The organism is Janthinobacterium saanense (genome assembly GCF_014200675.1).
GTDB lineage: Bacteria > Pseudomonadota > Gammaproteobacteria > Burkholderiales > Burkholderiaceae_D > Janthinobacterium.
Map to the genome: position 1 here is coordinate 14,527 of NZ_JACHCI010000013.1, position 25,793 is coordinate 40,319.

At 61.9% G+C, this 25,793-nt stretch carries 16 protein-coding genes; 10 read left to right on the top strand and 6 right to left on the bottom strand.

Features of this window, described 5'->3' with window-relative positions:
* The 4 genes from HDE72_RS17355 (at position 1) to HDE72_RS17370 (ending at position 9,366) form a co-directional block, all read left to right on the top strand.
* Complete coding sequence (locus HDE72_RS17355) at positions 1-3,222, top strand: efflux RND transporter permease subunit (protein ID WP_183743200.1); 3,222 nt, start codon at positions 1-3, stop codon at positions 3,220-3,222.
* Positions 3,223-3,480: 258 nt separating this feature from the next.
* A complete protein-coding gene (locus HDE72_RS17360; RefSeq protein WP_183743202.1) occupies positions 3,481-5,037 on the top strand; it encodes an efflux transporter outer membrane subunit in 1,557 nt (518 codons plus the stop codon).
* A gap of 57 nt (positions 5,038-5,094) precedes the next feature.
* Positions 5,095-6,276 (top strand): efflux RND transporter periplasmic adaptor subunit, encoded by a 1,182-nt coding sequence (locus tag HDE72_RS17365; RefSeq protein ID WP_183743204.1) that lies wholly within the window; start codon positions 5,095-5,097, stop codon positions 6,274-6,276.
* A gap of 9 nt (positions 6,277-6,285) precedes the next feature.
* The gene (locus tag HDE72_RS17370) at positions 6,286-9,366 is read left to right on the top strand and encodes an efflux RND transporter permease subunit (RefSeq protein WP_183743206.1); all 3,081 of its coding nucleotides are present in this window, start codon (positions 6,286-6,288) and stop codon (positions 9,364-9,366) included.
* An 86-nt stretch (positions 9,367-9,452) separates the two neighbouring features.
* Here the strand turns inward: HDE72_RS17370 and HDE72_RS17375 are convergent, their stop codons facing one another.
* From HDE72_RS17375 to HDE72_RS17390, 4 genes are all read right to left on the bottom strand, one after another.
* Positions 9,453-9,818, bottom strand: coding sequence for a hypothetical protein (locus HDE72_RS17375; RefSeq protein ID WP_183743208.1), 366 nt, complete (start codon positions 9,816-9,818; stop codon positions 9,453-9,455).
* Between the two features lie 215 nt (positions 9,819-10,033).
* Positions 10,034-10,903, bottom strand: coding sequence for an SAM hydrolase/SAM-dependent halogenase family protein (locus HDE72_RS17380; protein ID WP_260176767.1), 870 nt, complete (start codon positions 10,901-10,903; stop codon positions 10,034-10,036).
* An 88-nt stretch (positions 10,904-10,991) separates the two neighbouring features.
* A complete protein-coding gene (locus HDE72_RS17385) occupies positions 10,992-13,487 on the bottom strand; it encodes a TonB-dependent receptor plug domain-containing protein (protein ID WP_260176768.1) in 2,496 nt (831 codons plus the stop codon).
* A 170-nt stretch (positions 13,488-13,657) separates the two neighbouring features.
* Positions 13,658-15,058 carry an L-cystine transporter gene (locus HDE72_RS17390; protein WP_183743212.1) on the bottom strand — a complete coding sequence of 467 codons (1,401 nt, stop codon included), beginning with the start codon at positions 15,056-15,058 and terminating at the stop codon, positions 13,658-13,660.
* 271 nt (positions 15,059-15,329) lie between these two features.
* Between HDE72_RS17390 and HDE72_RS17395 the strand changes: the two genes are divergently transcribed.
* The 6 genes from HDE72_RS17395 (at position 15,330) to HDE72_RS17420 (ending at position 23,496) form a co-directional block, all read left to right on the top strand.
* The gene (locus HDE72_RS17395; protein WP_183743214.1) at positions 15,330-15,731 is read left to right on the top strand and encodes a hypothetical protein; all 402 of its coding nucleotides are present in this window, start codon (positions 15,330-15,332) and stop codon (positions 15,729-15,731) included.
* Between the two features lie 307 nt (positions 15,732-16,038).
* A complete protein-coding gene (locus tag HDE72_RS17400) occupies positions 16,039-18,510 on the top strand; it encodes a TonB-dependent receptor plug domain-containing protein (protein WP_221291305.1) in 2,472 nt (823 codons plus the stop codon).
* A 14-nt stretch (positions 18,511-18,524) separates the two neighbouring features.
* Positions 18,525-20,123, top strand: coding sequence for an ABC transporter substrate-binding protein (locus HDE72_RS17405; RefSeq protein WP_183743218.1), 1,599 nt, complete (start codon positions 18,525-18,527; stop codon positions 20,121-20,123).
* A gap of 59 nt (positions 20,124-20,182) precedes the next feature.
* Positions 20,183-21,022 (top strand): hypothetical protein, encoded by an 840-nt coding sequence (locus tag HDE72_RS17410; protein WP_183743220.1) that lies wholly within the window; start codon positions 20,183-20,185, stop codon positions 21,020-21,022.
* A 3-nt stretch (positions 21,023-21,025) separates the two neighbouring features.
* Entirely contained in the window at positions 21,026-22,153 is a 1,128-nt protein-coding gene (locus HDE72_RS17415; RefSeq protein WP_183743222.1) for an LLM class flavin-dependent oxidoreductase, read from the top strand.
* 38 nt (positions 22,154-22,191) lie between these two features.
* Positions 22,192-23,496, top strand: coding sequence for an FAD-dependent oxidoreductase (locus HDE72_RS17420; RefSeq protein WP_183743224.1), 1,305 nt, complete (start codon positions 22,192-22,194; stop codon positions 23,494-23,496).
* On the opposite strand, the gene HDE72_RS17425 is transcribed toward HDE72_RS17420, so the two are convergent.
* Both HDE72_RS17425 and HDE72_RS17430 read right to left on the bottom strand, forming a co-directional pair.
* On the bottom strand, positions 23,493-24,704 hold the full coding sequence (locus HDE72_RS17425; protein WP_183743226.1) for a JmjC domain-containing protein: 1,212 nt from the start codon (positions 24,702-24,704) through the stop codon (positions 23,493-23,495). The genes HDE72_RS17420 and HDE72_RS17425 overlap by 4 nt on opposite strands.
* A gap of 8 nt (positions 24,705-24,712) precedes the next feature.
* Positions 24,713-25,768, bottom strand: a complete 1,056-nt coding sequence (locus tag HDE72_RS17430) for an ABC transporter substrate-binding protein (protein WP_183743228.1) — start codon at positions 25,766-25,768, stop codon at positions 24,713-24,715.
* Positions 25,769-25,793: the final 25 nt, after the last annotated feature.

Genomic DNA, 25,793 nt, shown 5'->3' on the forward strand with positions numbered 1-25,793 from the left:
ATGTTCTTATCCGATTTTAGTATCAAGCGGCCACTCGCCACGATCGTGCTGATCCTGGTGATGATGTGCGTGGGCTTGCTGGCGTTGAAAAAGCTGCGCGTCAACCAAAGCCCGGACGTTGACATCCCGCTCATCGTGGTCAGTATTCCTTATCCAGGTGCTTCGCCCGATACGGTCGAGCGCGAAATCGTCAACCGCCTTGAAAAAGCGCTGCAAAGCATTTCTGGCGTGAACAATGTGTACAGTTCGGCCAATGAAGGTTCGGCCGTGATCCGCATCGAGTTCGGCTTCAAGGCCAACCTGATCGAGGCGTCCGACGATATCCGCAATGCGATTGCTTCGGTGCGGTATAAATTGCCGATCGAAATGCGCGAACCGATCTTGCAGCGCATCGATCCGTCGGCCCAACCCATCATGCAACTGGCGCTGTCGTCGAATACGCAAAGCCACGCTGAAATTTCGCGCCTGGCCGAAGACGTGCTGTCGGACCGTTTCCGTTCGATCGACGGGGTGGCGCTGGTGAATGTTGGCGGTTCGCTGAAGCGCGAACTGAGCGTCTTGCTGCACTCCGAAAAGCTGCGTGAATACAATGTGTCGGTCAGCGACGTGGTCAATGCGCTGCGCAACCAGAATACCAATGCGCCAGTGGGCAAGGTGCGCGGCGAGCTCGATGAAAAAAGCATACGGCTGGTTGGCCGCATCGAATCGCCAGCCGATTTCCAGAGCGTGGTGGTCAAGCGCAGTGGCAATGAAATTGTACGCCTGGCGCAAGTGGCGACCATCGAGGACGGTTTTGCCGAAGTCGACAGCCTGAGCATCCGCAGCGCCAAGCCGAATGTCGGCCTGTCGATCACGCGTACCCGCGAGGCCAGCACCGTCAGCGTGGCTGGCAAGATCCGCGACATGGTCGATGAAGTCAACAAGACTTTGCCGAAGGGCACCAGCCTGGAAGTAACGCGTGACGGCGGCAAGGATGCACAGAGCAGCTTGAACAACGTGATCGAATCGCTGGTGCTGGGGGCGGTACTGACAATTTTTGTGGTCTACGCCTTCCTCAACTCCTGGCGCTCGACGCTGATTACCGCGCTCAGCCTGCCGACGTCGGTGATCGCCGCTTTTATTGCCGTGTGGCTGTGCGGTTTTACGCTGAACTTCATGACTTTGCTGGGCCTGTCGCTGGCGATTGGCGTGCTGATCGATGACGCCATCGTGGTGCGTGAAAACATCGTGCGCCACATGCAGATGGGCAAGGACCGCCGCAAGGCGGCCCTGGAAGGCACGGCCGAAATCGGCCTGGCGGTGGCCGCGACGACCTTCTCGATCATCGCCGTGTTCATTCCCGTCGCTTTCATGCCCGGCGTATCGGGCGAGTGGTTCCGTCCGTTCGCCTTGACCGTAACGTGTTCGGTGATCGTCAGCCTGGGCATTTCGTTTACGCTCGACCCGATGCTGTCGGCCTACTGGGGCGACCCGGCCGATCACCATACGGCGCCGAAAAAGGGCTTGAGCGCCGTGCTCGACCGCTTCAATCACTGGTTTGACCATCAGGCCGACCGCTATGGCAATGTGATCGGCTGGGCGCTGCACCATCGCCGCTGGATGGGCGTGATCGCCTTCGCCACTTTCGTCGGTGCGCTGGTGATGCAGATTTTCCTCGGCGGCACCAGCTTCCTGCCAGCGTCGGATTCGGGCAACCTGATGATCGACGTGCGCATGCCTGCGTCAAGCAGTATCGAATATTCGCGCCTGAAAATGGAAAAGGCTGCCGAACTGGCGCGCACATTGCCTGAGACCAAGGAAACCAATAGCTCGATCAATGCTGGCGGCGGACGTATCTATGTCGATATCGGCAAGCGCAATTCGCGCAAACGCACGGCTAAGCAAGTGGCAGGCGAGTTGCGCGAAAAAATGAAAACCCTGGTCGGCGCTGAATATGTGGTGCTCGACGATTTGAATAATGGTGCGCAAAAACCGATCCAGGTGGAATTTACCGGCCCGGATTCACGCAAGCTGATGGAAATCACCAACGCCTATATGGACAAGCTGCGCCAGGTGCCGGGCGCCGTCGATGTCGGCTTGTCGCAGCAAGATCCGAAAGATGAATTGAAAATTGACATGGATCGGGGCCTGGCCAATTCCATGGGCATTTCCGTCAACGACGCGGCGCAGGCGCTGCGGGTGGCGTTCGCCGGCGTCGAAGTGGGCGACTGGATCGATCCGACCGGCGAAACGCGCGACGTGGCGGTGCGTTTGCATCCCGACGACCGGGTGGCATCCGAAAACATCGAGCGCTTGCCGATCAATGTTATCGGCACCTCGCAAATGGTGCCGCTGGACCAGATCGCGCGCATCACGATGGGCAAGGGACCGTCCGGCATCGAGCATAAAAACGGTAAACGCACGATCACCGTATCGGCCAATGCGCAGGGCCGCTCGAATGGCGAAGTGACGTCGGATGCGATGAAGCTGGCCAAGTCGATGGATTTCCCGCCAGGTTATGGCCTGTCGCTGGGCGGCGCCGGCCAGGATCAGCAAGAGTTATTTACTGAAATGTTCCTGGCGCTGATCATGGGCGTCGGTTTGATGTATCTGATCCTGGTGATGCAATTTAATTCGTTCACGGCCCCGGTGGCGGTGATGCTGTCGCTGCCTTTGAGCCTGATTGGCGTCGTGGTGTCCTTGTGGGTAACAAAAAACACCCTCAACCTGATGAGCTTTATCGGCATCATCATGCTGATGGGACTGGTGGCCAAGAACGCCATCCTGTTGCTGGATGCGGCGCGCAAGCGTGAAGAAGAAGGTTATGGCCGTGAAGATGCGCTGATGTATGCGGGCCGCATGCGTCTGCGCCCCATCCTGATGACTACCTTCGCGCTGATCGCCGGCATGTTCCCGGTCGCCTTGGGCCTGGGCGAGGGCGGCGAGTTCTACCGTCCGCTGGCGATCGCCATCATCGGCGGCACGATCACCTCGACGATCCTGACCTTGCTGGTGGTGCCGACTTTCTATGACAGCATCGAGATTTCACGCGATGGCGCCGTTGCCAAGTTCCACTGGCGCCACGAGCGCATGCACGTCATGTTCGCCCTGATCCTGACTTTCCTCGAATGCGTGCTGACCTTGCTGCTGCTGCGCTTCGTCTACCGCATGCTGAAAAAAGCCGTCTTGTTTCTGACCAAAGGCCGTACACCACCGGGCACACCGGTCAGCCTGAACAAGTAAGCTAACAGTCGCTGTCGGCATGTGTTTTATGCAAGAAAGAGCCTTCCTCGGAAGGCTCTTTTTACGTCAAGAACTTTTTTATCGTGGTGTGAGCGCAGACGATATTTGATGCTAGAATAAACTCGGCCAGCACAGTTGCATGGTCTCCAGTCTCCAGGCAAGTCCAGTTTCAGTCCGTCCAGTTTTAGTCGCGTCCAGTATTCCAGCAGCTCCCCAACGTTGTCATGATGTTGCAATGCAAAGTATCGGATAAGAATAATGGTCCCCAGAACCCGGCTGTCCAGTATCGGCTTGCGCGTCAGGAGTAGCGCTGCGCCACGTTCCCTGCGTTTCCTTTTCCCTCTGTGCATGGTCAGCCTGCTGGCGGCATGTGCCGTGGGGCCCGACTTCAAGCCGCCCGCGCCGCCCGACGGTGGCGACAGCTATACGCCCTCGCCGATACCTGCACAGACCGTGTCTGCACCGGGCGAAGCTGGCCAGGCGCAACGCTTCGTGCCGGGCCAGGATATTCCCGCCCAGTGGTGGTCGCTATTCCAGTCGCCGGCGCTGGACCAGCTGGTGCGCGATGCCCTCAAGCGCAGCCCCAGCCTGGCGTCGGCCCAGGCGGCCTTGCGCCAGGCGAATGAAAATTACCGGGCCGAAAGCGGCGAGCTGCTGTATCCCAGCGTGAATGCCCAGCTGGGCTTCAACCGCGAAAAGAGCAGCCGCCTGACGGGCACCGGCGGTGTCGGCAATTTATACAATGCCTCGGTCAATGTGTCTTACACCCTGGACGTGTTTGGCGCCAACAAGCGGCAGCTGGAAGGCTTGTCAGCCCTGGTCGATTATCAGCAATACCAGCTGGAAGCGGCCTACCTGACCCTGACCTCCAACCTGGTGACGACGGCCATACGCGAAGCGTCGCTGCGCGCCCAGCTGCAGGCGACCCAGGACATCCTCGATGCGCAGCAGAAACAGCTTGATGTGATTCAGCAACAATTCAAGTTTGGCGCGATCGGCCGTGGCACGGTGTTGTTACAGCAAAATACGGTTGCGCAGACGCGCGCCACCGTGCCGCCGCTGGAAAAATCCCTGGCCCAGACCCGCCACCAGCTATCCGTGTATGCGGGCCAGCTGCCCAGTGAAGCAGGCTTGCCCCAGTTTGAACTTGCCTCGCTGCAACTACCGCAAGACTTGCCCCTGTCGCTGCCATCGAGTCTGGTGCGCCAGCGCCCCGACGTCCGCGCCAGCGAGGCTTTGCTGCACCAGGCCAGCGCGCAGATCGGCGTGGCCACGGCCAATCTTTATCCCCAGCTGACCTTGTCGGGCAGTTACGGTTCGGTGGCCACGGCCTTCCCCGCGTTGTTGCGCAGCAGTTCCGCCATCTGGGGCCTGGGCGCCGGGCTGGCCCAGCCGGTTTTCAATGGCGGCGCCCTGAATGCCAAGCGGCGTGCCGCCATCGCCGCTTATGAGGGAGCGGCCGCCGATTACCGTTCCACGGTGCTGGTTGCCTTCCAGAATGTGGCCGACAGCCTGCGCGCGCTCGATAGCGATGCTTCCGCGCTGAAAGAGCAGGCCCAGGTGGAGTCGCTGGCGCGCGAGTCGCTGGACTTGAATACCCAGCAATTCAAGCTGGGCGCCATCAGCTACCTGACCTTGCTCGACGCCCAGCGCACTTACCAGCAGGCCAGGGTGGGGCTGGTGCAGGCGCAGGCAGCGCGCTACGCCGATAGCGCCGCGCTATTCCAGGCGCTGGGCGGCGGCTGGTGGAACCGTCCCGCGCTGGAAGCGGCCAGTACCAGCACGCACTTGCCGGTGGCGGCCCGCGCAGACTAATCATCCCTATCCGTTCGGCACAACCCGACAAGACGAAGAATAACAAGGAGTGTATCCATGACTAAACGCATGCTGATCATGCTGGGGGCGATAGTAGTGCTGGTCGCCTTGCTGGCGCTGGGATTTTTCCTGCATATCCGCCAACTCATGGCCAGCGCGCCCAAGCCGGGGCCGCAAACCGTGTCGTCGACCATCGTCCAAAAAGTCGGTTGGCAACCGCATCTGTCGTCGGTGGGCACCATGGTGGCCGTGCGCGGCGTCGATGTGACGACTGAAATTGCAGGCCTGGTGCGCACGATTAACTTCAAGTCTGGCCAGGACGTGGCTGCAGGGCAATTGCTGGTGCAGCTGAACGCCGACGCCGATATCGCCCAGTTGCGCGCACTGGAAGCGGCCTCCGAACTGGCCGTCTCCGTGCTGGCGCGCGACCGGCAGCAGTTTGCCGCGCAAGCCATCAGCCAGGCGCAGATCGACAGCGACCTGGCCGATCTGAAAAGCAAGCAGGCCCTGGCTGCGCAGCAAGCCGCACTGGTGCAGAAAAAAACCATACGCGCGCCGTTTGCGGGCAAGCTGGGCATCACCACCGTCAATCCGGGCCAGTACCTCAATCCCGGCGACAAGATCGTGACCCTGCAAACCATCGATCCCATCTACGTGGATTTTTACATTCCGCAAAAAAACCTGAGCGGCCTGCAAGTGGGCCAGGTCTTGAACTTGTCCAGCGACGCCTATGCCAATGTGGCGTTTGCCGGCAAGGTCAGTGCCATCAGTTCCAAGGTAGACCCCGCCACGCGCAATGTGCAGGTGGAAGCGACGGTGGCCAATCCCAAGCGGCAGTTGCTGCCAGGCATGTTTGCCAATGTGAATGTAGAAGTAGGCGATAAAAAACTGTATCTGACCCTGCCGCAGACGGCGATTACCTATAACCCTTACGGTTCCACCGTCTTCGTCGTGTATCCGGCCTCGCAGGCGCCCAAGCCCGCGACGGCTTCCGCGCCTGCTGCATCGGCTTCCGCCCCCGCTGCGCCGCCACCGAAGGCGGGCGACCTGGTGGTGCAGCAAGTCTTTGTTACCACCGGCGAGACGCGCGGCGACCAGGTGGCCGTGTTGACCGGCCTCACCGAAGGCCAGCAAGTCGTCACCAGCGGCCAGATCAAGCTCAAGAACGGCAGCCCCGTAGTGATCAGCAACGTGGTCCAGCCGCTCAACAATCCGCGGCCCACGCCGCAGGAACATTAAGGCGAGATCATGAACTTCACCGATATCTTTATCCGCCGGCCCGTGCTGGCGATGGTGGTGAGCATGCTGCTGGTGGTGCTGGGCTTGCGTTCCCTGTTCAGCTTGCCCATCAACCAGTATCCAAAGACGCAGAACGCGGTGGTGACGATCTCGACCACTTATTACGGCGCCGATGCGCAGACGGTGGCGGGCTTTATCACCCAGCCGCTGGAATCGGCCATCGCGCAGGCGCAGGGCATCGATTACCTGTCATCCTCGTCCAGCAGCGGCGTGTCGACCATCACGGCTACCTTGCGCCTGAACTATGACGCCAACCGGGCGCTGACGGAAATCAATACCCAGGTCAGTTCCGTGAAGAACCAGTTGCCGGTGCAGGCGCAGGCGCCCGTACTGACGGTGCAGACGGGCCAGACCACGGACGCCATGTACCTGGGTTTCTACAGCAAGAGCTTGCCGACCAATAACGTCACCGACTTCCTGAGCCGCGTGGTCAAGCCCAAGCTCGATTCGATCACGGGCGTGCAGACGGCCGAACTGCTGGGTGCGCGCCTGTTCGCCCTGCGCGCCTGGCTCGATTCGTCCAAGATGGCGGCGTTTGGCGTGACGGCGGCCGATGTCAGCACGGCGCTGGGCAACAATAACTACCTGGCGGCACTGGGTTCGAGCAAGGGCCAGATGGTGACCATCCCCTTGACGGCCGGTACCGATTTGCATTCGGTGGAAGAATTCAAGAAGCTGGTGGTCAAGCGCAGCGGCGACTCCATCGTGCGCCTGGAAGACCTGGCTACCGTCGTGCTGGGCTCGGAAAACTATGATTTCAACGTCGCCTTCAGCGGCGTGCGCTCCGTCTTTATCGGCATCAAGGTAGCGCCGGAGGCCAATATTCTCGACGTCGCCAAGCGCGTGCGCACCAGTTTTCCTGAACTCCAGTCGCAACTGCCGGCCGGCCTGACCGGTGAAATCGTGTATGACTCCACAGAGTTCATCAATACCTCGATTAGCGAAGTCATCAAGACCCTGATCGAGGCCTTGATCATCGTCACCATCGTGATTTACCTGTTCCTGGGCAGCTTGCGCGCCGTGATCGTGCCGGTGATCGCCATGCCCTTGTCCCTGATCGGCACTTTTTCCATCATGCTGGCGCTCGGTTATTCGATCAATCTGCTGACCTTGCTGGCCATCGTGCTGGCCATCGGCCTGGTGGTGGACGACGCCATCATCGTGGTGGAAAACGTCGACCGCCACATGAAGGAGGGCAAGTCGCCGCTCGACGCCTCGCTGCTGGCGGCGCGCGAACTGGGCAGCCCCATCCTGGCCATGACGGTGGTCTTGATCGCCGTCTACGTGCCGATCGGTTTCCAGGGCGGCCTGACGGGGGCGCTGTTCACGGAATTCGCGTTCACTCTGGCCGGCGCGGTGGCGGTATCGGGTATCGTGGCGCTGACCCTGTCGCCCATGATGTGTTCGCGCTTCTTCAAGCCCGAGCAGGACAGCGGCCGTTTCGTGCAAGCGATCGACCGCGTGTTCGACAAGGTGCATCACCGCTATCAGCGCATACTGCATTCCCTGCTCGATACCTGGCCGGTGCTGGTGGTTATGGCCGTGATCCTGATGCTGATACTGGGGCTGATGTTCAAGATGTCGCAGTCCGAACTGGCCCCCGAAGAAGATCAGGGCATCGTGCTGTCGCAGGTGGTGGGCGACCCCACGGCAACCTCGGACCAGATGCAGGTATATGCCGACCAGGTCTACCAGGTGGCCAAGGCCATGCCCGAATACAGCCAGATGTTCCAGATCACGGGCGTGCCGACCGTCAATGCAGGCATAGGCGGCATGCTGACCAAGCCCTGGGACCAGCGCACGCGCAGCGCCAAGGAAGTGCAGCAGGAGCTGCAGGCGAAATGGAACAAGATTGCCGGCGCCCGCGTGGCCGCCTTCCAGTTTCCTGCCTTGCCCGGTTCTTCGGGTTTGCCCGTGCAATTCGTCATCACCACCACCGAACCGTTTGAAAACCTCAACACCATCGCGCAGCAGGTGCTCGACAAGGCTCGTTCATCGGGCAAGTTTTATTTCATCGACACCGACCTGAAAGTCGACAAGCCGCAAGCGACCGTGGTGGTCGACCGCGACAATGTGGCCGCGCTGGGCATGACGCAGCAAGATGTCGGCTCGGCGCTGGGAGCGGCGCTGGGCGGCGGCTATGTCAATTACTTTTCCATCGCGGGCCGTTCCTACAAGGTGATCCCGCAAGTGCTGCAGACGGACCGCCTGAACCCGTCCGAAGTGCTGAACTTTTACATCAAGACGCCGGACGGCAGCATGATACCGGCCAGCACCGTGGCCCACATCAAGTATGACGTGGTGCCCGAATCGATCAACCGTTTCCAGCAATTGAACTCCGTCACCCTGTCCGGCGTTTCCGGTTCTTCCCAGGGCGAGGTGCTGGCCTTCATGCGCGACACCCTGGCGCAAGTGGCGCCCAGCGGCTACACGGTCGATTACTCGGGCCAGTCGCGCCAGTTTATACAGGAATCGGGCGGCTTCGTGGTGACCATGCTGTTTGCCGTGGTGATCGTGTTCCTGGCGCTGGCGGCGCAATTCGAGAGTTTCCGCGACCCTGTCGTGATTCTTGTTTCCGTGCCGCTGGCCCTGTTTGGCGCCACCATGTTCATCTTCCTGGGCTTTGCCTCCATCAACATTTATACGGAGGTAGGGCTGGTGACCCTGATGGGCCTGATCAGCAAGCACGGCATCCTGATCGTGGAAGTGGCGAACCAGCTGCAAAAGACGGGCTTGAGCAAGCGCGAGGCGGTGGAAGCGGCCGCTGCCGTACGTCTGCGCCCCATCTTGATGACGACGGCCGCCATGGTCTTCGGCGTGCTGCCGCTGGTGATCGCCTCGGGCGCGGGCGCGGCAGGCCGCCACGCGATGGGCCTGGTGATCTTTACAGGCTTGTCCATCGGCACCTTGTTTACCCTGTTCGTGGTGCCGGCCATGTATTTGTTCCTGGCGGCCGACCACCAGGCGCTTGGTGCAAAGGCGCAAAACAAGGACGACCCCAGGGAAGTGAAGGAAGCGCCAGTGCATTGACCGGTGCACCAGGACTGATTGCCTTGCTCAAAAAAAGAGCCTTCTTCGGGAGGCTCTCTTTTTTTTGCTCCGCCGTTGGATATGGCTTAGCTGCTGCGCGGTGGCGCGGTGGTGGTATTGCCCGTGCCTGGTGTGGTGGTAGTGGGTGGCGGCACGCTGGTGGGCGGCGTGGTCGTGCCGTCGGGGTTGGTGGTGCTGCCTGGCGTGGCGCCTGGCGTCGCTGGCATGGTCGTATCCGGCGGCGTGCCAGTGCCGGTGGCGCCGTTGCTGCCATTCGTGCCGCTGGTGCCTGGCGTAGCGGCCGGTGTGGCTGGCGTATCGGTGGTGGCGGGCGTGTTGGCCGTGCTGGTATCGTTGTGCTTGTTGCAGGCGCTTAGCAACACACAGGCGATGACGCTGCCGAGGAGGAGTTTGCTGGTGGTGGTGCTGTTAGTAAAGAATGGTGCCGTCATGATTTTCCCTTTCTTGTTGGATGGCGTAAGTCACCAGGCTGCATGCATCACTGCATCTGGAACAGGGCTGGCATCGCTTGCAAAGATTAGAGTGGCGGAACGGCCGCAGGTTCAGCGAATTTCGGCGCCAGTGCCGTGCAGATGTTTGCGCTGGCGCAGAAAAGAGAAAGATAAGCGGCCAGGAGTGGGGCTGCCTGGCCGTAGTGCTGCAATGCTTATTTGGTGGCGGGAACCTTGCTCACTTCCACTTCCCAATCCACGCCCGATTCGATGTGGTGCTTGGCGGCAAAGTCGCCCTGGCTGATGGCGACGGCCACGTCCAGCAGGCTGTTCAGGTAGACCAGCGGCTTGCCCTTGGCGACGCCGCCAAACGTGTGCTCGAATGGCGCCGTGACCTTGGCCACCTGCTTGCCCTTGTGCAAGATGCGCACTTGCAGCGTGTCATGCAGTTTCACTTGCAATTCATCGAGCAGGGCTTTCGGGATATTGGTCCAGACATTGCCATACTTCACGTCCAGCACGGGCACGATGCCACGGATGGTATTGCCGTCGCGCACGGCGTGCTGATAAGCAATCTTGACCACCGATTCGCTGGGCAGCACGGGGCCGACCTGCTCGTAGCTGATGGCGCCCGAGGCCAGGCGCGCGCCCACGTAGGCGTATACGTCGCGGCCATGGAAGGTGTAGGACTCGCCGGAGCCGGCCAGGCGGTTGACCTTTTCATCGATTTCACGCAGTTCGGCCACGCCATCGCGCTCGGCGATCAGGGTAAACAAACCATTGTCCGGGCCCACGAAATAGCGGCCACCCTTGGTTTTCAGCACCACCGACTTGCGGCTGGTGCCCACGCCCGGATCGATCACGGAGACAAATACCGTGCCTTGCGGCCAGTAATTGGCGGTCTGGTATAAACGGTAGGCGCCCAGCCAGATATCGTAGTCGGGAATCTGGTGCGTCAGGTCCGACACATTCAGGGTCGGGTCCACGCCATAGGCCACGCCGTGCATGGCCGAGACGGCGCCATCGGCCGTGCCGAAGTCCGTCATCAGCACCAGCGGATTGGCTGCCTGAGCGGCGGACAGCATGACAGCGCTCAGGCAGGCGCTGGCGAGAAGTTGGGATAAGTGTTTGCGAAGCATGTTTTTCCTTGTCTACGATAATGATATGTTGCGCTTAAAACGTGTAGCTGAGCTTGCCATAGAAGTAAGCCCCGTTGACGCCGATCGGGTTGATAAAGTTGTAGGGCAGGGCGCCGCCATAGGTGGCGTTGTTGGTTTGCCGCACTCTTTGCGGATAGCGGTCGAGGATATTGTTGCCGCCCAGGCTCAGGGTCAGTTGCTTGCTCAGCTTGATTTGTCCTTCCAGGTCCAGCGACCAGACGGCGCCGAAGCGCTGGGCAGGGATGCCGGCTATCAGCGGCGCGTCGCTGTCGTACGAGAAATCTTTCAATTCGCCGAAACGCGTGGCACGCACCTGCAGGCCCCAGCCCGCCGTTTGCCAGTCTGCGCCCAAGATCAGTTTGCTGGTGGGTGAGGCATTCTTGATGCGGAACAGGCTGGTGTCGGTCAGCAAGGTCAACGTCGGGTCGATGGCCGACAAGGCAGCCGAACTCTGGCGTACTTTGTCCAGCGTAGTCTTGTTCAGGTTCAGGGCCGCGTTCAGGTTCAGCTTGCCGTTGGCAAATGGCAAGTCATGGTTCAGCACCACGTCCAGCCCTTTGGTGCGCGTGTCGAGCAGGTTGGCCAGGTAGGCCACCGACTGGATATCGCTGCGGCCCACCGATGCCAGGTAGGCGGTGACGGCGTCGCTTTGCAAGTCGCTCGAACGCGTGATGCGGTCGCGGATGCGGATCACGTAGGCGTCCACCGTCAGGCTGGTGGCGGCGGCCGGTTTCCAGGCCAGGCCCAGCGACAGATTGGTCGATTTTTCCGGTTTTAATGGCTGGGCGCCGAAGCTGCGCGCCAGCGGGTCGCTGGCCGGCAGCAGGGCCGAGGTTTGCAGGGCCGTGCCATCGGCGTTGAAATTCAGGGTGGCGAAGCGGAAACCCGTTTGCACCAGGGCTGGCGCGCGGAAACTGTTCGACAGCGAGCCGCGCAGCAGGAAATCGTTGGTCACCTTATAGCGCGCCGACAGCTTGCCCGTGCTGGCGCTGCCGAAATCGCTGTAGTCCGAATAGCGGGCGGCGGCGCCCAGCAGCAGGCGCTGCGTGATATCGCTTTCCACGTCGGCATAGAGGGAGCGGATCTGGCGGCTGCCATCATAGGCGTCCGATGGGCGCAGGCCGGGGCCGGCTTGTGCTCCCGGTGGCGCATCGGTGTTGCTGCCGGCCGCGTACGAAGCCGGGTCGCCGGCCGAACTCTGGTAGGTTTCGCGCATCCATTCGGCACCCACGGCCACGTTCAAAGGCGCCGGCAAGCCAACTTCCACACTGCGGGTGGCGTCCAGGTTCAGGGCGTTCTGGCGGAAATCGAAGCTGGCCAGGTGGAAACTGGTGGGGCTGGCCGCGCCCAGCGAGGCGTTGACGGAATTGCTCACGCCATAGTCGAAACGGTCGCCGCCGTGGCGGGCGCTGGCATCCCAGTTCCAGTCGGCAATGCTGCCGCGCGCGCCAGCCACCACGCTGATGTCGCGCTTGTTGCCATTGGTGACGGGGCGGTAGCCATTCGGGTACAGGGCCAGCACATTCGACGGGTCGCCCGGATAGCGGAAATAGGCGCTGCCATCGGACTTGCGATCATTCAGAGTGGCAAACGAATACAGGTCGATGCCGTTGTCCAGGGTGAACTGGGTGTTGTAGAACAGATAGTTATTGTGCTGGCGCGAGTCGCCCGACTTGAACAGCACCTTGCCGTCCAGCGCCAGGTCGGCCGGCGTGGCATTGTAGGAAGTCCAGCCTGCGTCGCTGGGGCCGGCACGCTCCGTGGGCGAGCGGCGCCGCGATTCGGCGCCGAAGCGGAAATAGCCCGTATCGCCCAGCGGCACACCATAGTCGGCATTGACGATGACGGTCTGGCCATCGGTCAGGGTTTGATTCGTCGGGTCAAAATGCGTGTGGTTGGCGCCATAGCTGACAGACGCGGACCCGCCCGTGCGGGCTTTCTTGAGCACGATATTGATCACGCCGGCCACCGCATCGCTGCCGTACTGGGCGCCTGCGCCGTCGCGCAAAATCTCGATATGGTCGATGGCGTTGGGCGGGATCGCATTGATGTCGACCGGCACCGTGCCGGCAAAGCTGCTTTCAGTATCGAGCACGGCGCTGGTGTGGCGGCGCTTGCCGTTGATCAGCACCAGCACCTGGTCGGGCGCCAGTCCACGCAACTGGATGCCGCGCACGGAGTCGGACGCGCCGCTCGACTCGATGCGCGGGAAGTTGATCGATGGCGACAGCGCCTGCAGGGCCGCGCCCACGTCGCCCGAGGCCAGCGCATTGTCCACCTCGCGCGTGCCGAAGCGGTCGATCGGCACGCTGCTGTCGAACACCGTGCGGTTACGCGCACGCGAACCGACCACGGTCACCTGATCGATATTCGATGCTGCTTCTGAAGCAGCCGGAGGCGTGTCATCGGCCCAGACAGGGGCGGCGCCCAGCATGGCGCAGGCCAGGACGATGGTGCGCAGCGGCGTGGCAGGGGTGGCGGGAGCGGTGCGGGGGTGGTGGGATGGCAAGGCGGTCCTCAATCTCGGTCTGGTGTTTGTGGAAACTTTGACACGAGCTTAAGGCAGGCCATTGCCAGGGCTAACGATTCTTTATGGATATGCTTATGGTGTTGTCATATTGCATCACAGCAGTATATCGCCCATATAAAAAGCGCCCGGTTGGGCGCTTTTGGTAGACATCAAACCGTATGTTCGGCTTCGTCCAGATCGGGCGCGTCGTCGCTGTTGTAGACGTCCAGGTCAGTTTGCCCCATCACGCGGCTCGTTACCGTGCCGGCCGTAATCGAGCCGCTGACGTTGAGCGCCGTGCGGCCCATGTCGATCAGCGGTTCGACCGAGATCAGCAAGCCAGCCAGTGCAACTGGCAAGTCCATTGCCGACAGCACGATCAGCGCGGCAAAGGTGGCGCCGCCGCCCACGCCGGCCACGCCGACGGAACCGATGGTGATGATGGCCAGCAGCGGCAGCAAGAAGCTGATCGTAAATGGATCAACGCCGACAGTCGGGGCGATCATCACGGCCAGCATGGCAGGGTAGATGCCTGCGCAGCCATTCTGGCCGATGGTCGAGCCGAACGAGGCGGCGAAGTTGGCGATGCCTTCCGGCGTGCCCAGGCGCTTGGTTTGCGTCTGCACGCTCATCGGGATCGAGCCGGCGCTGGTGCGCGAGGTGAACGCAAACGCCAGCACGGGGAAGACTTTTTTCACGAAGCGCACGGGGTTCAGGCCCACGCCTGTGATGATGGCCAGGTGCACCAGGAACATCAGGAACAGCGCGCTGTACGAAGCCACCACGAAGTTGATCAGTTTCAAGATGTCGGCCGCGCTGGAGCTCGATACCACTTCAAACATCAGCGCAAACACGCCGTAGGGCGTCAAACGCAGCACCAGGGTGACCATGCGCATGACGATGGCGTGCGCCACTTTCATGAAATGTTCGAACGAGGCAAAGATTTCCGGCTTTTTCGCGGCGATGCCGGTGGCCGAGACGCCGATGAAGATCGAGAACACCACCACCGCGATGGTGGAGGTCTTGCGCGCACCCGTCATGTCGAGGAAGGGGTTGGTCGGCACGAAGCTGACCAGCAGTTTTGGCAGAGACAAGGCCTTGGCCGTTTCCAGCGAGCCTTGCAATTGCACGCCACGCGCCACTTCGGCTGCGCTCGACGTCAAGCCGACGGCGGTCAGGCCGAACAGCTTGGCCATCAGGATGCCGATGGCGGCCGCCACCGTGGTGGTAATGAGCAGGGTGCCGATGGTCAGCGCGCTGATCTTGCCCAGCGAACTGGCATCCTTGAGCTTCAAGATGGCGGAAATGATGGACACCATGATCAGCGGCATGATGATCATCTGCAGCAACTTGACATAGCCATTGCCGATGATGCCCAGGTATTCATTGGTGCCGGCGATGGCCAGCGAGTCGATGCCGTAGATGGCTTGCGCCGCAGCGCCCAGCAGCACGCCCAGGCCCAGGCCCGTGAAGACGCGCACGGTAAACGTCGCGTGGCGGCTTTGCTGGCGGAACATGAAGCCGATAACGACCAGTGCGGCCAGCAGGTTGAGGATAATGTTGATTGCCATAATGGGCCTTATCTTGGTTTTATGTGGACTGCAAGGGGCATTCTATAGAACTTTGCCTTTGATAACATCCGCACCAGCCCTGGGCGGAAGGGGCAAACACTCTACCTTACTATGGGAGCGGACTGTTTGATGCGGCTGAGAATATTACCTTATAAGGATATTCCTCTCGGGCATAAGCGACTGCCATGGGATTGTGGATTCGCTTGTTTCATGCCAGCATGGCATGTTGGGCCGCATCCTGTGGGCGGCTGTATTTGAACAGAAGGAGAAAATGGATCATCGTTCTAAAGGGCAACTCATCGAAGCCGTCATCGCGGCCGGTCCCGCCACCCTGGCCATCACGGCCGGCTATCCCGTGCTGATCTACAAGCTGGTGCGCACCTATGCCGACGCGCCTGGCGCCAATAGCCTGGCTGCGCTGCTGCTGGCAGGCGGCCTGTGGGCCTTGCTGGAATTCTGGCGCATCGCCATCGCGACCGTGGCGCGCAAGGCCTACGCTTTCAATTGGCGCTTCTGGCTCGCCATCGCCGGTTTCCTCGCTTGCGCCGTGCGCTTCCTGCCCGATATGCCCGCTGGCATGGCGCTGCTGCTGATGGTGTTGCCGGCACTGGCCTGGGGCCATTTCATCGTCTTGCAGCGCATCGCCCTGGGCAAGGCCAGGTCGCGCCGCTAGTTTTTATTTGACTGTAACTGCTGCTGCCTTCCATGGCTGGCAGCAGTGTTTGCATCCCGCTCTTTCCCCCACCTGTAACACATGCCCATCCCCCGGGACTGCGTGCCTCAGCGCCCTTCAGCAAGCCTTCATTCGTCAAAAACCGTGCTAACGAAATGTAATAAGACGCGTCAAAAAGATTCGTTTTCGTCGACAAATGCTGTTGATATAGTCAATCGGCCTACAAATTGTCACACATTCTCACGGGAGTTTTGCAATGCCGCTTACGTCAGTCGCAACAAAAAAATCTCAGACCAGTACACCGCGTTTGTCCCTGTTATCGATGCTGGTCGGCGGCCTGTGTGCGGGGGCGCCAGCGTTCGGGCAAGCGGTTTCCGCAGGCGACGCCTCGGCGGCGCAGGCGCAGGATGTGGTGGTGGTGACGGGCTCACGCGGCGAAGCGCGCAGCATATCCCGGAGCCTGTCGCCGATCGACGTGGTGGGCGCCAAGGAACTGGGCGCGACCGGCAAGCAAAACCTGCGCGATGCGCTGGCCACCTTGTACCCCTCGTATAGCAACACGCCTGGCTTCAAGGGCCAGACCGGCATTGCCGTGGCCACGGCAACCTTGCGCGGCCTCGATGCCAATAGCGTGCTGGTGCTGGTCAATGGCAAGCGCCGCCACAAGACGCCGCTGATCATCAATGGCCAGTCGCCGACCGACCTGGATTTGATACCGATGAGCGCTGTCGACCATATTGAAATCCTGCGCGACGGCGCTGCCGCGCAATACGGCTCGGACGCCATCAGCGGCGTGATCAACATCATCCTGAAGACCAATGACAGTGGCGGCGCCCTGAGTTATCTGTACGGCCAGTATGGCAACACGGTCGGCGATTTCGATGGCAAGGGCAAGACCAATAACCTGCTGTTCAACCAGGGTTTTGCCCTGGGCAAGGATGGCGGCTTTATCAGCCTCAGCGCCACCGCCGACGCGCACCGCGCCACCAACGACCAGGGACCTATACCTTTAAGCACCAAGTTATATTTTGGTAACGATCCGCGCGAAACCAGCCAGTCGCGCTACAAGATGATACTCGGCAAACCCGCTGGCGAGACCTATAACCTGGGCTATAACGCCGAACTGCCGGTGGGGCCGAACGTGACCTTGTATTCCTATGCCACGGCTGGCAACCGGCGCTCGCAAGGCTGGGGATATTACCGTCCCGCCAATTCGCCGCAAAACTATGTCGATGTGTATCCGGACGGTTTTATCCCCAAGTTTGAAACCCGCGAAAACGATTACCAGCTGGTCGCCGGCGCGCGCGGCACCGGCCTCTTGGGCTGGAACTGGGACCTGAGCACCAGTTATGGCCACGACAAGGCCGACATCTATACGCGCGATTCCCTCAACGGTTCGCTGGGGCCGGTCTACCAGAACCAGCATGACTTTTACGATGGCGCGCTCGTTTCCGGCGAATGGGTCACCAACCTGGACCTGACGCGCAATGTGCAGACCAGCTGGTTCGCCAAGCCGCTGTCGGTCTCTACCGGCTTCGAGCACCGGCGCGAGCAGTTCCAGCAGCAGGCCGGCGAGTGGGCTTCGTATGCGAATGGCGGCTACGCCTTCCCGTCCGGTCCCCTGGCAGGCCAGCGGCCCAATTCGGGCGCCTCTGGCATGGCCGGTTTCTCGCCCGATGTCGCCGGTTCGCATGCCCGCACCAACGATGCGCTGTACGCCGATTTTAGCCAGGCTTTCACGCCAAAGTGGAGCGGCGCGGCAGCGGCCCGTTTCGAGCATTACAACGACTTTGGCAATGTCCGCACCGGCAAGCTGTCGACCCGCTATGAAGTCAGCGATACGGTCGCCCTGCGCGCCACGCTCAGCAACGGCTTTTCGGCGCCGACCTTGCAGCAGCAGTACTACACCACCAAGGTCGGCGGCTATACCACCGATCCCTTGACGGGCTTGCTGCGCCAGTCGTTTGCCTTATCGGCGCCATCCGATAGCGTCGTCGCCAGGGCGCTGGGCGCGCAGGATCTGCAGCCGCAACGCTCGGTCAATCAGAGTGTCGGCATTGTGTTGAAACCGTCGCCATCGACCAATATCAGCCTCGATGCCTACCAGATCGCGATCCGCAACCGCATCATTTCGACGCCGACCCTGCAGGGCGCTACCGTCAACAATATTCTCAATAGCGCCGGCCTGGGTCCCCAGGCGATCACTTCGGTCACTTATTTCACCAACGCGGCCAGCACGGTGACCCGTGGCCTGGACCTGGTGATCGACCACCGCACGCTGCTGCCGGCCGGTTACGGCAAGATAGACTGGATCTTCACCAGTAACCAGAACCAGACCAAGGTCAACAGCCTGGCGGGCATACCGGCGGTGCTGGCCAACAGCGGTATCGCCTATAACCGGGCCACCATCAGCGCGCTGACGGACAATAATCCGAAGAACATCACCTCGCTGAGCGCCTTGTGGAAGGTCGACAAGTTCGACCTGACGATCAAGGAAACCCGCTATTCCAAGGTCAGCAATGCCAATTCGGTGTCGGCCGCGCGCGATGAAGTGGTCGGCGCCGCCTTCATCACCAACCTGAACCTCGGCTACGCCTTGAACAAGCACGCGCGCCTGTCCATCGGCGCCGACAACCTGTTCGGCAAACGGCCCAATGAGCTCAATGCGGAAGCGAAGAAATTCTTTGCCATTCCCGTCACCAGCCCATCGTATAGCTGGTATTCGCCGTACGGCATCGACGGCGGTTATTACTATGCCCGCCTGGATGTCAGCTGGTGATGGGCGGGGGAGGCATGTTGATATCGCGGCGTCACTTTATCGCTGCATTGGGGGCCGGTGCGCTGGTCCGGCCAGTGTGGGGCGCATCTGACCCTGCCGCGCCGGTGCGTGGCGGCACGCTGGTGGTCGGCGCCAATCCGGAGCCGACTACCCTGGCCAGCGCGATCACCTCGGCCGGTCCCACGCAGCTGGTGTCGACCAAGATCTTCGACGGTTTGCTGACGTATGACCTGGCGTTGCAGCCGCAGCCGCAACTGGCCACCGCCTGGAAGGTCAGCCCCGATGGCCTGGCGATCGAGTTCACCTTGCGCGCCGGCGTGCGCTGGCATGACGGCCAGCCATTTACGTCGGCCGACGTGGCTTACACCTTGATGAAAGTATGGAAGGTGTACCACAGCCGTGGCCGGGGCACGTTCGCCAACGTGCAGCGGGTAGAGACACCGACGCCTTTGCGTCTGGTGCTGCGGCTGTCCAAACCGGCGCCCTATATCCTCAGTGCGCTGGCGTCGGCCGAATCGCAAGTGCTGCCTGCCCATTTGTATCAGGGTGGGCCCGACGGCGCGGTGTTGAGCAACCCGGCCAATAACAAGCCGGTCGGTACCGGGCCGTTCCGTTTCGTGCGCTGGAACCGGGGCAGCGATATCGTCCTCGAGCGCAATCCGCATTATTGGCAGCCAGGGCAGCCCTATCTGGACCAGCTGATTTTTCGTTTCCTGCCCGATGCGGGCGCCGCCGCTGCCGCGCTGGAGACGGGGGCGATCCAGCTGGCGACGATGATGGCCCCAGCCGACATCGCGCGCCTGCGCAAGAACAGCGCACTGGTAGTCGATACCCGGCCCACCGGTTTTTCATCGGTGATCAATTCCTTTGAATTCAATCTGGACCGGCCGGTGCTGCGCGATGCGCGCGTGCGCCAGGCAATCGCGCATGGCATAGACCGCGACTTCCTGATCAGGAATATCTGGTTCGGCGATGCCGTGGCGGCTACGTCACCGGTGCCATCCACATTGCCGGCCTTCTTTGGCAGCGGCTTGCCTGCCTATCCCTACGACTTGAAACGGGCCGCTGAACTGCTGGACCAGGCTGGCCTGAAGCCGGATGCGCGCGGTGTGCGTTTGACGCTGTCATGCGATCCGTATCCGAGTCCTGCACTGGTGCAGTCGGCGCAATACCTGCGCAGCAGCTTGCGCCGCATCGGCGTGCAATTGAATGTGCGCCTGCAGGATGCCGGCGAATTCGTCAACCGCATCTACACCCGCCGCGATTTCGATACGGTGCTGTATGGCGCGGCGGCCGGGCCCGATCCAGCCATCGGCAGTCAGCGCTTTTACTCTTCGAAGAATTACCAGCCGGGCATCGCGTTTTCCAACGGCGCGCATTACCAGCATCCTCAGGTCGACAGCTTGCTGGAGGCGGCCCAGGTTGAACTCGATCCAGCCCGCCGCCGGGCCTTGTATCTGCAATTCCAGCAAATCGTGCAGCGCGACGCCGTCACCTTGCCGCTGGTGGAATCGAGCATGCCGGTATTGCGCAGCCGCCGGCTGCGCAATGTGATGGTCACGGCCGATGGCCCGCTCGGTAATTTCGCCTCGGCCTGGCTGGACAAGAGTTAACCGCGACGTACAGATACCACTTGTTTATTGATGCATCACCTCACTACAAGGAAAGCACCATGAGTCAGCTACAGTCCCGCTACGGATGGGATGCCACGTTTGAAAACGGCTTGTTTAACGCAGTGATCGCCGTGCAGGCGCCGCATTTGCCGGCGGCGCCGCCCGGTCCCGGCCAGACCCGCGAACCGCAGACGGCCGAAGAAATCGCCGAGGTGGTGGAATTCACGGCGCGGCTGGCGGCGCATGACACCTTCATCGTGCAAGCCGTGTCGAAGGCTATCGCCCACCTGGACATCGACACCCATTTCCAGCTGAAGCTGGCGCGCCAGGTCGGCGACGATGGCCACCACGCGGAACTGGCGCGCCACCGTTTGACGGCCCTGACCGGCAGCGACCAGCTACCCGTCATCGAAAGCTATGTCGGCGAGTTGTGGCAGGCGCTGGGCGATATCCCTTATCGCGACGTGTACGGCTTCCTGGCGTTCCAGCTGCATTACGAGCTGCACATCCAGGGCCGCCTGAAGGCCGAGGGGCGCACCGCGAAAATCAAATATGGACGCAAGAAGGATGAGGTGCTCGATTATGCGGTCGGTAACGAGGCCGATGACGAACTGCTACACCGTATCAATATCGTCGACTGGGTCAAGCAGCAACTGGCCGCGCTGCCAACGGCGCAGGAACGCCGGCAGTGGGTGGGCAGGGTGATCGCTGCCGACGACGACATGCAGCGCCGCCTCAACCCTTATCTGCGGCACCGCATCGCCAACGCGGGCCGCGCCTGGCAATCGGACTTGACGAACGTGACCGCCATTTACGATGGCTACCGCCGTCGCGTGCTCAGTCATTTGCTGGAAACGCCGGAGCAGGACTTGCCCGAGCTGACCAGCCTGGCGGCCTGAATTATGAATCTGGACTTCACTGCGCCGGGCGATATCGCCGGCAGCCCCGTCGCCGAGGCTTTCCGCCAGCCGCTGATGCTGGGCGTATTCCTCAATCTGCAGGATATGCGCCGTTCAAGCTTGCCGAACACCTCGACCTGGACCTTCGATTACAACGCCGACGTCGTCAAGACTGCCGATGCGCTGGGTTTTGAGCTGGCCTTCAGCCGCACCCAGTGGCTGCCCAAGGGCGGCTACGACGGCGAAGCCTCGCTCGACGCCTTTATCGCACTGGGCGCGATGGCGGCCATCACCCGCAAGATTTTGCTGATCTCCACCGTGCATGTGCTGTACGGGCCGTGGCATCCGCTGCACTTCGCCAAGTTCGGCGCCACCCTGGACCATATCTCCAGGGGCCGCTGGGGCGTCAACATCGTGACCGGCCATCGCGCCGTCGAGCATGAAATGTTTGGCGCCGAGCGTATCGAACATGACCGCCGCTATGAACTGGCCGGTGAATTTTTCGACGTGGTGCAGCGGCTGTGGGCAGAGGCCGAAAATTACTCGTTTGAAGGGCAATCGTCGTGGCGCTTGAAAGACGCCTACGTGACGCCAAAACCGCAGTTTGGCCGGCCGCTGCTGGTGAACGCCACCGGTTCCGACGCCGGCATCGATTTCGCCGCCCACTACTCCGACCTGGTGTTCATCACCAGCCCGGGCGGCGCCCATATCGATAGCGCCCTGGAGACCTTGCCGGCGCATATCGCCAAGGTGCAGCGCGCGGCAGAGGCGCGCGGCCGGCGCGTGCGCACCTTGATCAATCCCGTCATCGTCTGCCGCGAGACGGAGCGCGAGGCGCATGAATATGCGCGCCAGATCGTCGCTACCTCGGTACGCACCGGCAAGCACGATTACGACAGCGACGCCCATGCCTGGCGTGGCCGCAAGGACGCCAGCCACAAACAGGGTCTGGGCGTGGGCGGCAATATCGAAATCATCGGCAGCCCGGAGCAAGTGGTCGACCAGCTGCTTGCATTGAAAAAGACCGGCATCGATGGCGTGCAACTGAGCTTCAACGACTTTCAGCCCGAGCTGGAACACTTCGGTGCGCGCATTTTGCCGCTGCTCAAGCAAGCCGGCTTACGGCTCTAAGATTGACACATCATTTTTGAAGCAGCGAAAGGTAAAGCATGAGCGAGTATCAAGGATTCAAAGTCATCGTCATCGGCGCCGGTCCGGGCGGCCTGTTGCTGGCGCAGGGCTTGAAAAAGCATGGCGTCAACGTGGCCGTGTATGAGCGCGATGTGGCGCGTACCGATTATTTGCAGGGCTTCCGGCTGCAAATCCGCAGCCGCGGCATCGACGCGTTGCAAGCCTGTTTGCCGGACGCGCTATACCAGTCGTTTGCCTCGACCTATGCGGCCGCGCCGGGCGAATATGCGCTGCTGTCGGAACAGCTGCAGGAATTGCCGCGCCGTGATCCCGACCCCGAAGTGGAACATAGCGAGCGTGAAAAATCGGTCAGCCGCATTACCTTGCGCCAGGTGCTGCTGTCCGGCCTGGACGATGTGCTGCACTACCAGAAAACCTATGACCGTTATGAAGAACGCGATGACGGCAAGGTGGTCGCTTATTTTACCGACGGCAGCAGCGTGGTCGGCGATGTACTGGTGGGCGCCGATGGCGCCAATTCGCGGGTGCGGCGCCAGCTGGTGCCGCAGGCGCGCTGGGTCGACACGGGTGCGCGCCGGCTGGCCGGCAAGATCGAACTGACGGACGCCGTCAAGCGCAGCGTGCCGGCACTGTTTTATCAAAAAACCGTGTCCGTGAAATCGGACAGCGGCTACAACCTGTTCTTTACCAGCCATGAATTTCGCCCCGGCCACGAAGCCGTCGGCGCGATAGGCGGCGAGGATGCGGCCGCCATCGGCGAGCACGGCGGGCTGTTGTTCGACAATGCCAAAAGCTACATCATGTGGGCGCTCAGCGGCTTGCGCGAGCAATTGCCGCCCGATGATGAACTGTTCAGCTACGACGGTGGACAGCTGCGCAGCTTCATCAACCAGGTGGTGGAAACATGGCATCCGGCCTACCGCCAGTTGTTTGACCTGAGCGACACGTCGACCCTGGGCGTACTGCCGATCCGCACCTCGCTGCCGGTAGAACCCTGGCCGACGCGGACCGTGACCCTGCTCGGCGATGCAATTCACAGCATGACGTATTTCCGTGCGCTGGGCGCCAACACGGCGCTGGCCGACGCCGCGCTGTTTGTGCAGCAGATCCTGGCCCACCGCGATGGCGGCAAGGCGCTGCTGGCGGCACTGCACGACTATGAAGCGCAGATGCTGGAACAGGGTTTTGACGCGGTGCGCAAGTCGATTGCCGCCTTTGAGCAAGGCCATGCCGCGACGTCCCAACACGACTGGCCCGATGTGCGCAGCGCGCCGGGCCAGTCCCTATGGGTGCAGAGTCATAAAACCCGCCAGGCCGCCTAATTCTCCAGCGCTGGATACCACAGCAGCCGCAGGAAGCCTGACCGTATCAGTAATTCCAGCAGTTGCTGCTTGTCGGCCTGGGCCAGGCTGGCAAAGCGCTGGTAAAAGTCGCCCGCGCTGAACGCCGCCTGGCTGCCGGCCAGCCAGGCTAGCGCCTCGGCCAGGTGGGCGGGCACTTCGGTGTCCAGGGTGGTGCGGGCGACCCAGTGCTGGTCCAGCGCGCTGACGCTCAGCTTCAGCCTTTGTGGCAGCGGCTGGTATGCCAGGCTGGCTTGCGGCACTTTCTGCAGGCGGCTGGCGGGGCTCAGTGGTAATCGCGGTTGCGCTGGCTGCAGCAGGTCGGCGCCATGGATCTGCTGCAGCAGTTTTGGCAGTTGTGCCAGCAGCCCATCGAGGCGGTCGGCCAATGCACCGCTCCCCGCTGGCTGATTTGCTTCGTACAGGGGACGGCGCCACTCGGCTTGCTGCAGCAGCAAGTCGTGCAGGCGCTTTAACAGCCGTTCCATCGCCGGCGGCGGGCGGATGCCTATGCTGACCGAGAAAGAATCCTGTTCGGCCACGCTGCGGTGCCAGGTGCCGCGTGGCAGGAACAGCACCGAGCCGGGTTCCATGGCGATGGACTCGAAAGTGGCGGTGTCCGGCGACGGAAAACCGGCGCCCGCTTGTGGATACAGTTCGTCGCCGGGCAGCATGCCGGGGCCGAATTGCTGACCGCTGGGGTAGGGCAGGCCAGCGACTTTGGCGACGTGGAATACCTTGCGCCCCTGCAACTGGATAGAGATGACGTCGTCGGCGTCGAAATGACAAGACACGCCATCGCCGGGCGGCGAGGCAAACGCTCCCAAGGTGCTGCAGGCGGCCGGCAAACCCAGTTCCCGTTCCAGCGCTTGCAGCCACTGCGCCAGGGCAGGCACGAAGCGGGCGATATCGGGCAGATACACGGTCAGCCCCAGCTGGAACAGGTGCAGCGCATGGGCCTCGACGTTGATCGTGCGGGCGTCGCGCGTACCGCGCCCGAAGGTGACCGGTCCCCGGTAAGCCCGCGCCAGCGCCTCCAGGCTGGCCAGTTCCGGCACGCGCAGGGCTGGCGGCAGCGCGGCTGGCGGCCGGTGCACCGCATAGTGGCGCTCCGGCCAGTGCGACAGGAAATCGCCGGCATGGTCTGCACCGAATAGTGCGGCCAGTACCGGTCTAGGCTGAAGGGACATGCAGGGACTCAGGCGGCGGCCAGCTCATTTGCCAGCTTGTGTGCCAGTTCCAGCGGTTCGCGCACGATCCAGCTCCTAAAGTCGATATCGCCAGCGAGAAAACCTTCATCGCGGAAGAAGTTTTTTTGCAGCTCCAGCGCATGGACGTAGTCGTCGCTGAGTTTGGGCTCGAAGCTGCGGTGCAGCTGCGGCCCGTAGCCGCGCCGCACGGCCTCCACGCTCGACGCCGTTTCGGCGGCAATCGCACTGACCACTTCGTCCGGATGCGCATGCGCCCACTCGGCGGTGCGCAGCAAGACCGCCAGGTAGCGCGCCACCAGTTGCGGGTGTTCCAGCGCCAGCGTGCGGTCGACCGTGATCGGGCGCGGCGTGCCTGAATTGATGCGCACCAGCGCATCGTCATACTGGTTGAAATCGACGATGGCGCGCAAGCCGTGCCTGGCGATCAGGGTTGCGCTGACGGCGCCCTTGGCATAGATCGCGTCGACCTGGCCTGCGAGCAAGGCTTCGCTGGTGGCGTGGCGCCGCACGTCCGTGTGTTCGACCTGCTCGCGCAGGCCGCCGCTGTCATCGGTGGCGACATCGATGAACTGCACTTCGTCACGGCGCAGGCCCGCCAGCGAGAGGGCCGTCAGCAAGCCACGCAAGTCTTGTGCGCGGCCCACATCGATATGCTCGCTGCTGATCTGTTTGGGCAGCCCGAGGCGGTGCCCCTTCAGGTCGGCCAGGGTGTGGACAGGACTGTCGGGCCGCACCAGTATCACTTGCTCTTCATCGACCCAGGTGATACCCACCACGGCGGTGTTCTGGCCGTTGGCGCGGGCCCAGATTGGCGGCGCGTTGCCGCCTTCGCGGAACATGTTCGGATGGGTATGGTCGAAGTGGGACTGGCGCACCGCCGGGTCGGCCGAGGCGCGTATCGATGCCAGCGTGATGCCTTGCTGCGCAAAAGCGTTGTGCAGCCAGCCGAAGTGCTGGGCGATGCCGGAGGTGGTCGGCACCGGGCAGCGCGTGTACCATAACTCGGTCGGTGCGGTGCCTGGGGCCGGAGCAATGCTGGACATATGGGGATCCCTGGAAAGCGTGAAT

What these genes read in the sequence shown, in the direction of transcription:
- HDE72_RS17355 (WP_183743200.1), top strand. Translation starts at nt 1, where the DNA reads ATGTTCTTATCCGATTTTAGTATCAAGCGGCCACTCGCCACGATCGTG.
- HDE72_RS17360 (WP_183743202.1), top strand. Translation starts at nt 3,481, where the DNA reads ATGGTCCCCAGAACCCGGCTGTCCAGTATCGGCTTGCGCGTCAGGAGT.
- HDE72_RS17365 (WP_183743204.1), top strand. Translation starts at nt 5,095, where the DNA reads ATGACTAAACGCATGCTGATCATGCTGGGGGCGATAGTAGTGCTGGTC.
- HDE72_RS17370 (WP_183743206.1), top strand. Translation starts at nt 6,286, where the DNA reads ATGAACTTCACCGATATCTTTATCCGCCGGCCCGTGCTGGCGATGGTG.
- HDE72_RS17375 (WP_183743208.1), bottom strand. Translation starts at nt 9,818, where the DNA reads ATGACGGCACCATTCTTTACTAACAGCACCACCACCAGCAAACTCCTC.
- HDE72_RS17380 (WP_260176767.1), bottom strand. Translation starts at nt 10,903, where the DNA reads ATGCTGTCCGCCGCTCAGGCAGCCAATCCGCTGGTGCTGATGACGGAC.
- HDE72_RS17390 (WP_183743212.1), bottom strand. Translation starts at nt 15,058, where the DNA reads ATGGCAATCAACATTATCCTCAACCTGCTGGCCGCACTGGTCGTTATC.
- HDE72_RS17395 (WP_183743214.1), top strand. Translation starts at nt 15,330, where the DNA reads ATGGATCATCGTTCTAAAGGGCAACTCATCGAAGCCGTCATCGCGGCC.
- HDE72_RS17405 (WP_183743218.1), top strand. Translation starts at nt 18,525, where the DNA reads ATGTTGATATCGCGGCGTCACTTTATCGCTGCATTGGGGGCCGGTGCG.
- HDE72_RS17410 (WP_183743220.1), top strand. Translation starts at nt 20,183, where the DNA reads ATGAGTCAGCTACAGTCCCGCTACGGATGGGATGCCACGTTTGAAAAC.
- HDE72_RS17415 (WP_183743222.1), top strand. Translation starts at nt 21,026, where the DNA reads ATGAATCTGGACTTCACTGCGCCGGGCGATATCGCCGGCAGCCCCGTC.
- HDE72_RS17420 (WP_183743224.1), top strand. Translation starts at nt 22,192, where the DNA reads ATGAGCGAGTATCAAGGATTCAAAGTCATCGTCATCGGCGCCGGTCCG.
- HDE72_RS17425 (WP_183743226.1), bottom strand. Translation starts at nt 24,704, where the DNA reads ATGTCCCTTCAGCCTAGACCGGTACTGGCCGCACTATTCGGTGCAGAC.
- HDE72_RS17430 (WP_183743228.1), bottom strand. Translation starts at nt 25,768, where the DNA reads ATGTCCAGCATTGCTCCGGCCCCAGGCACCGCACCGACCGAGTTATGG.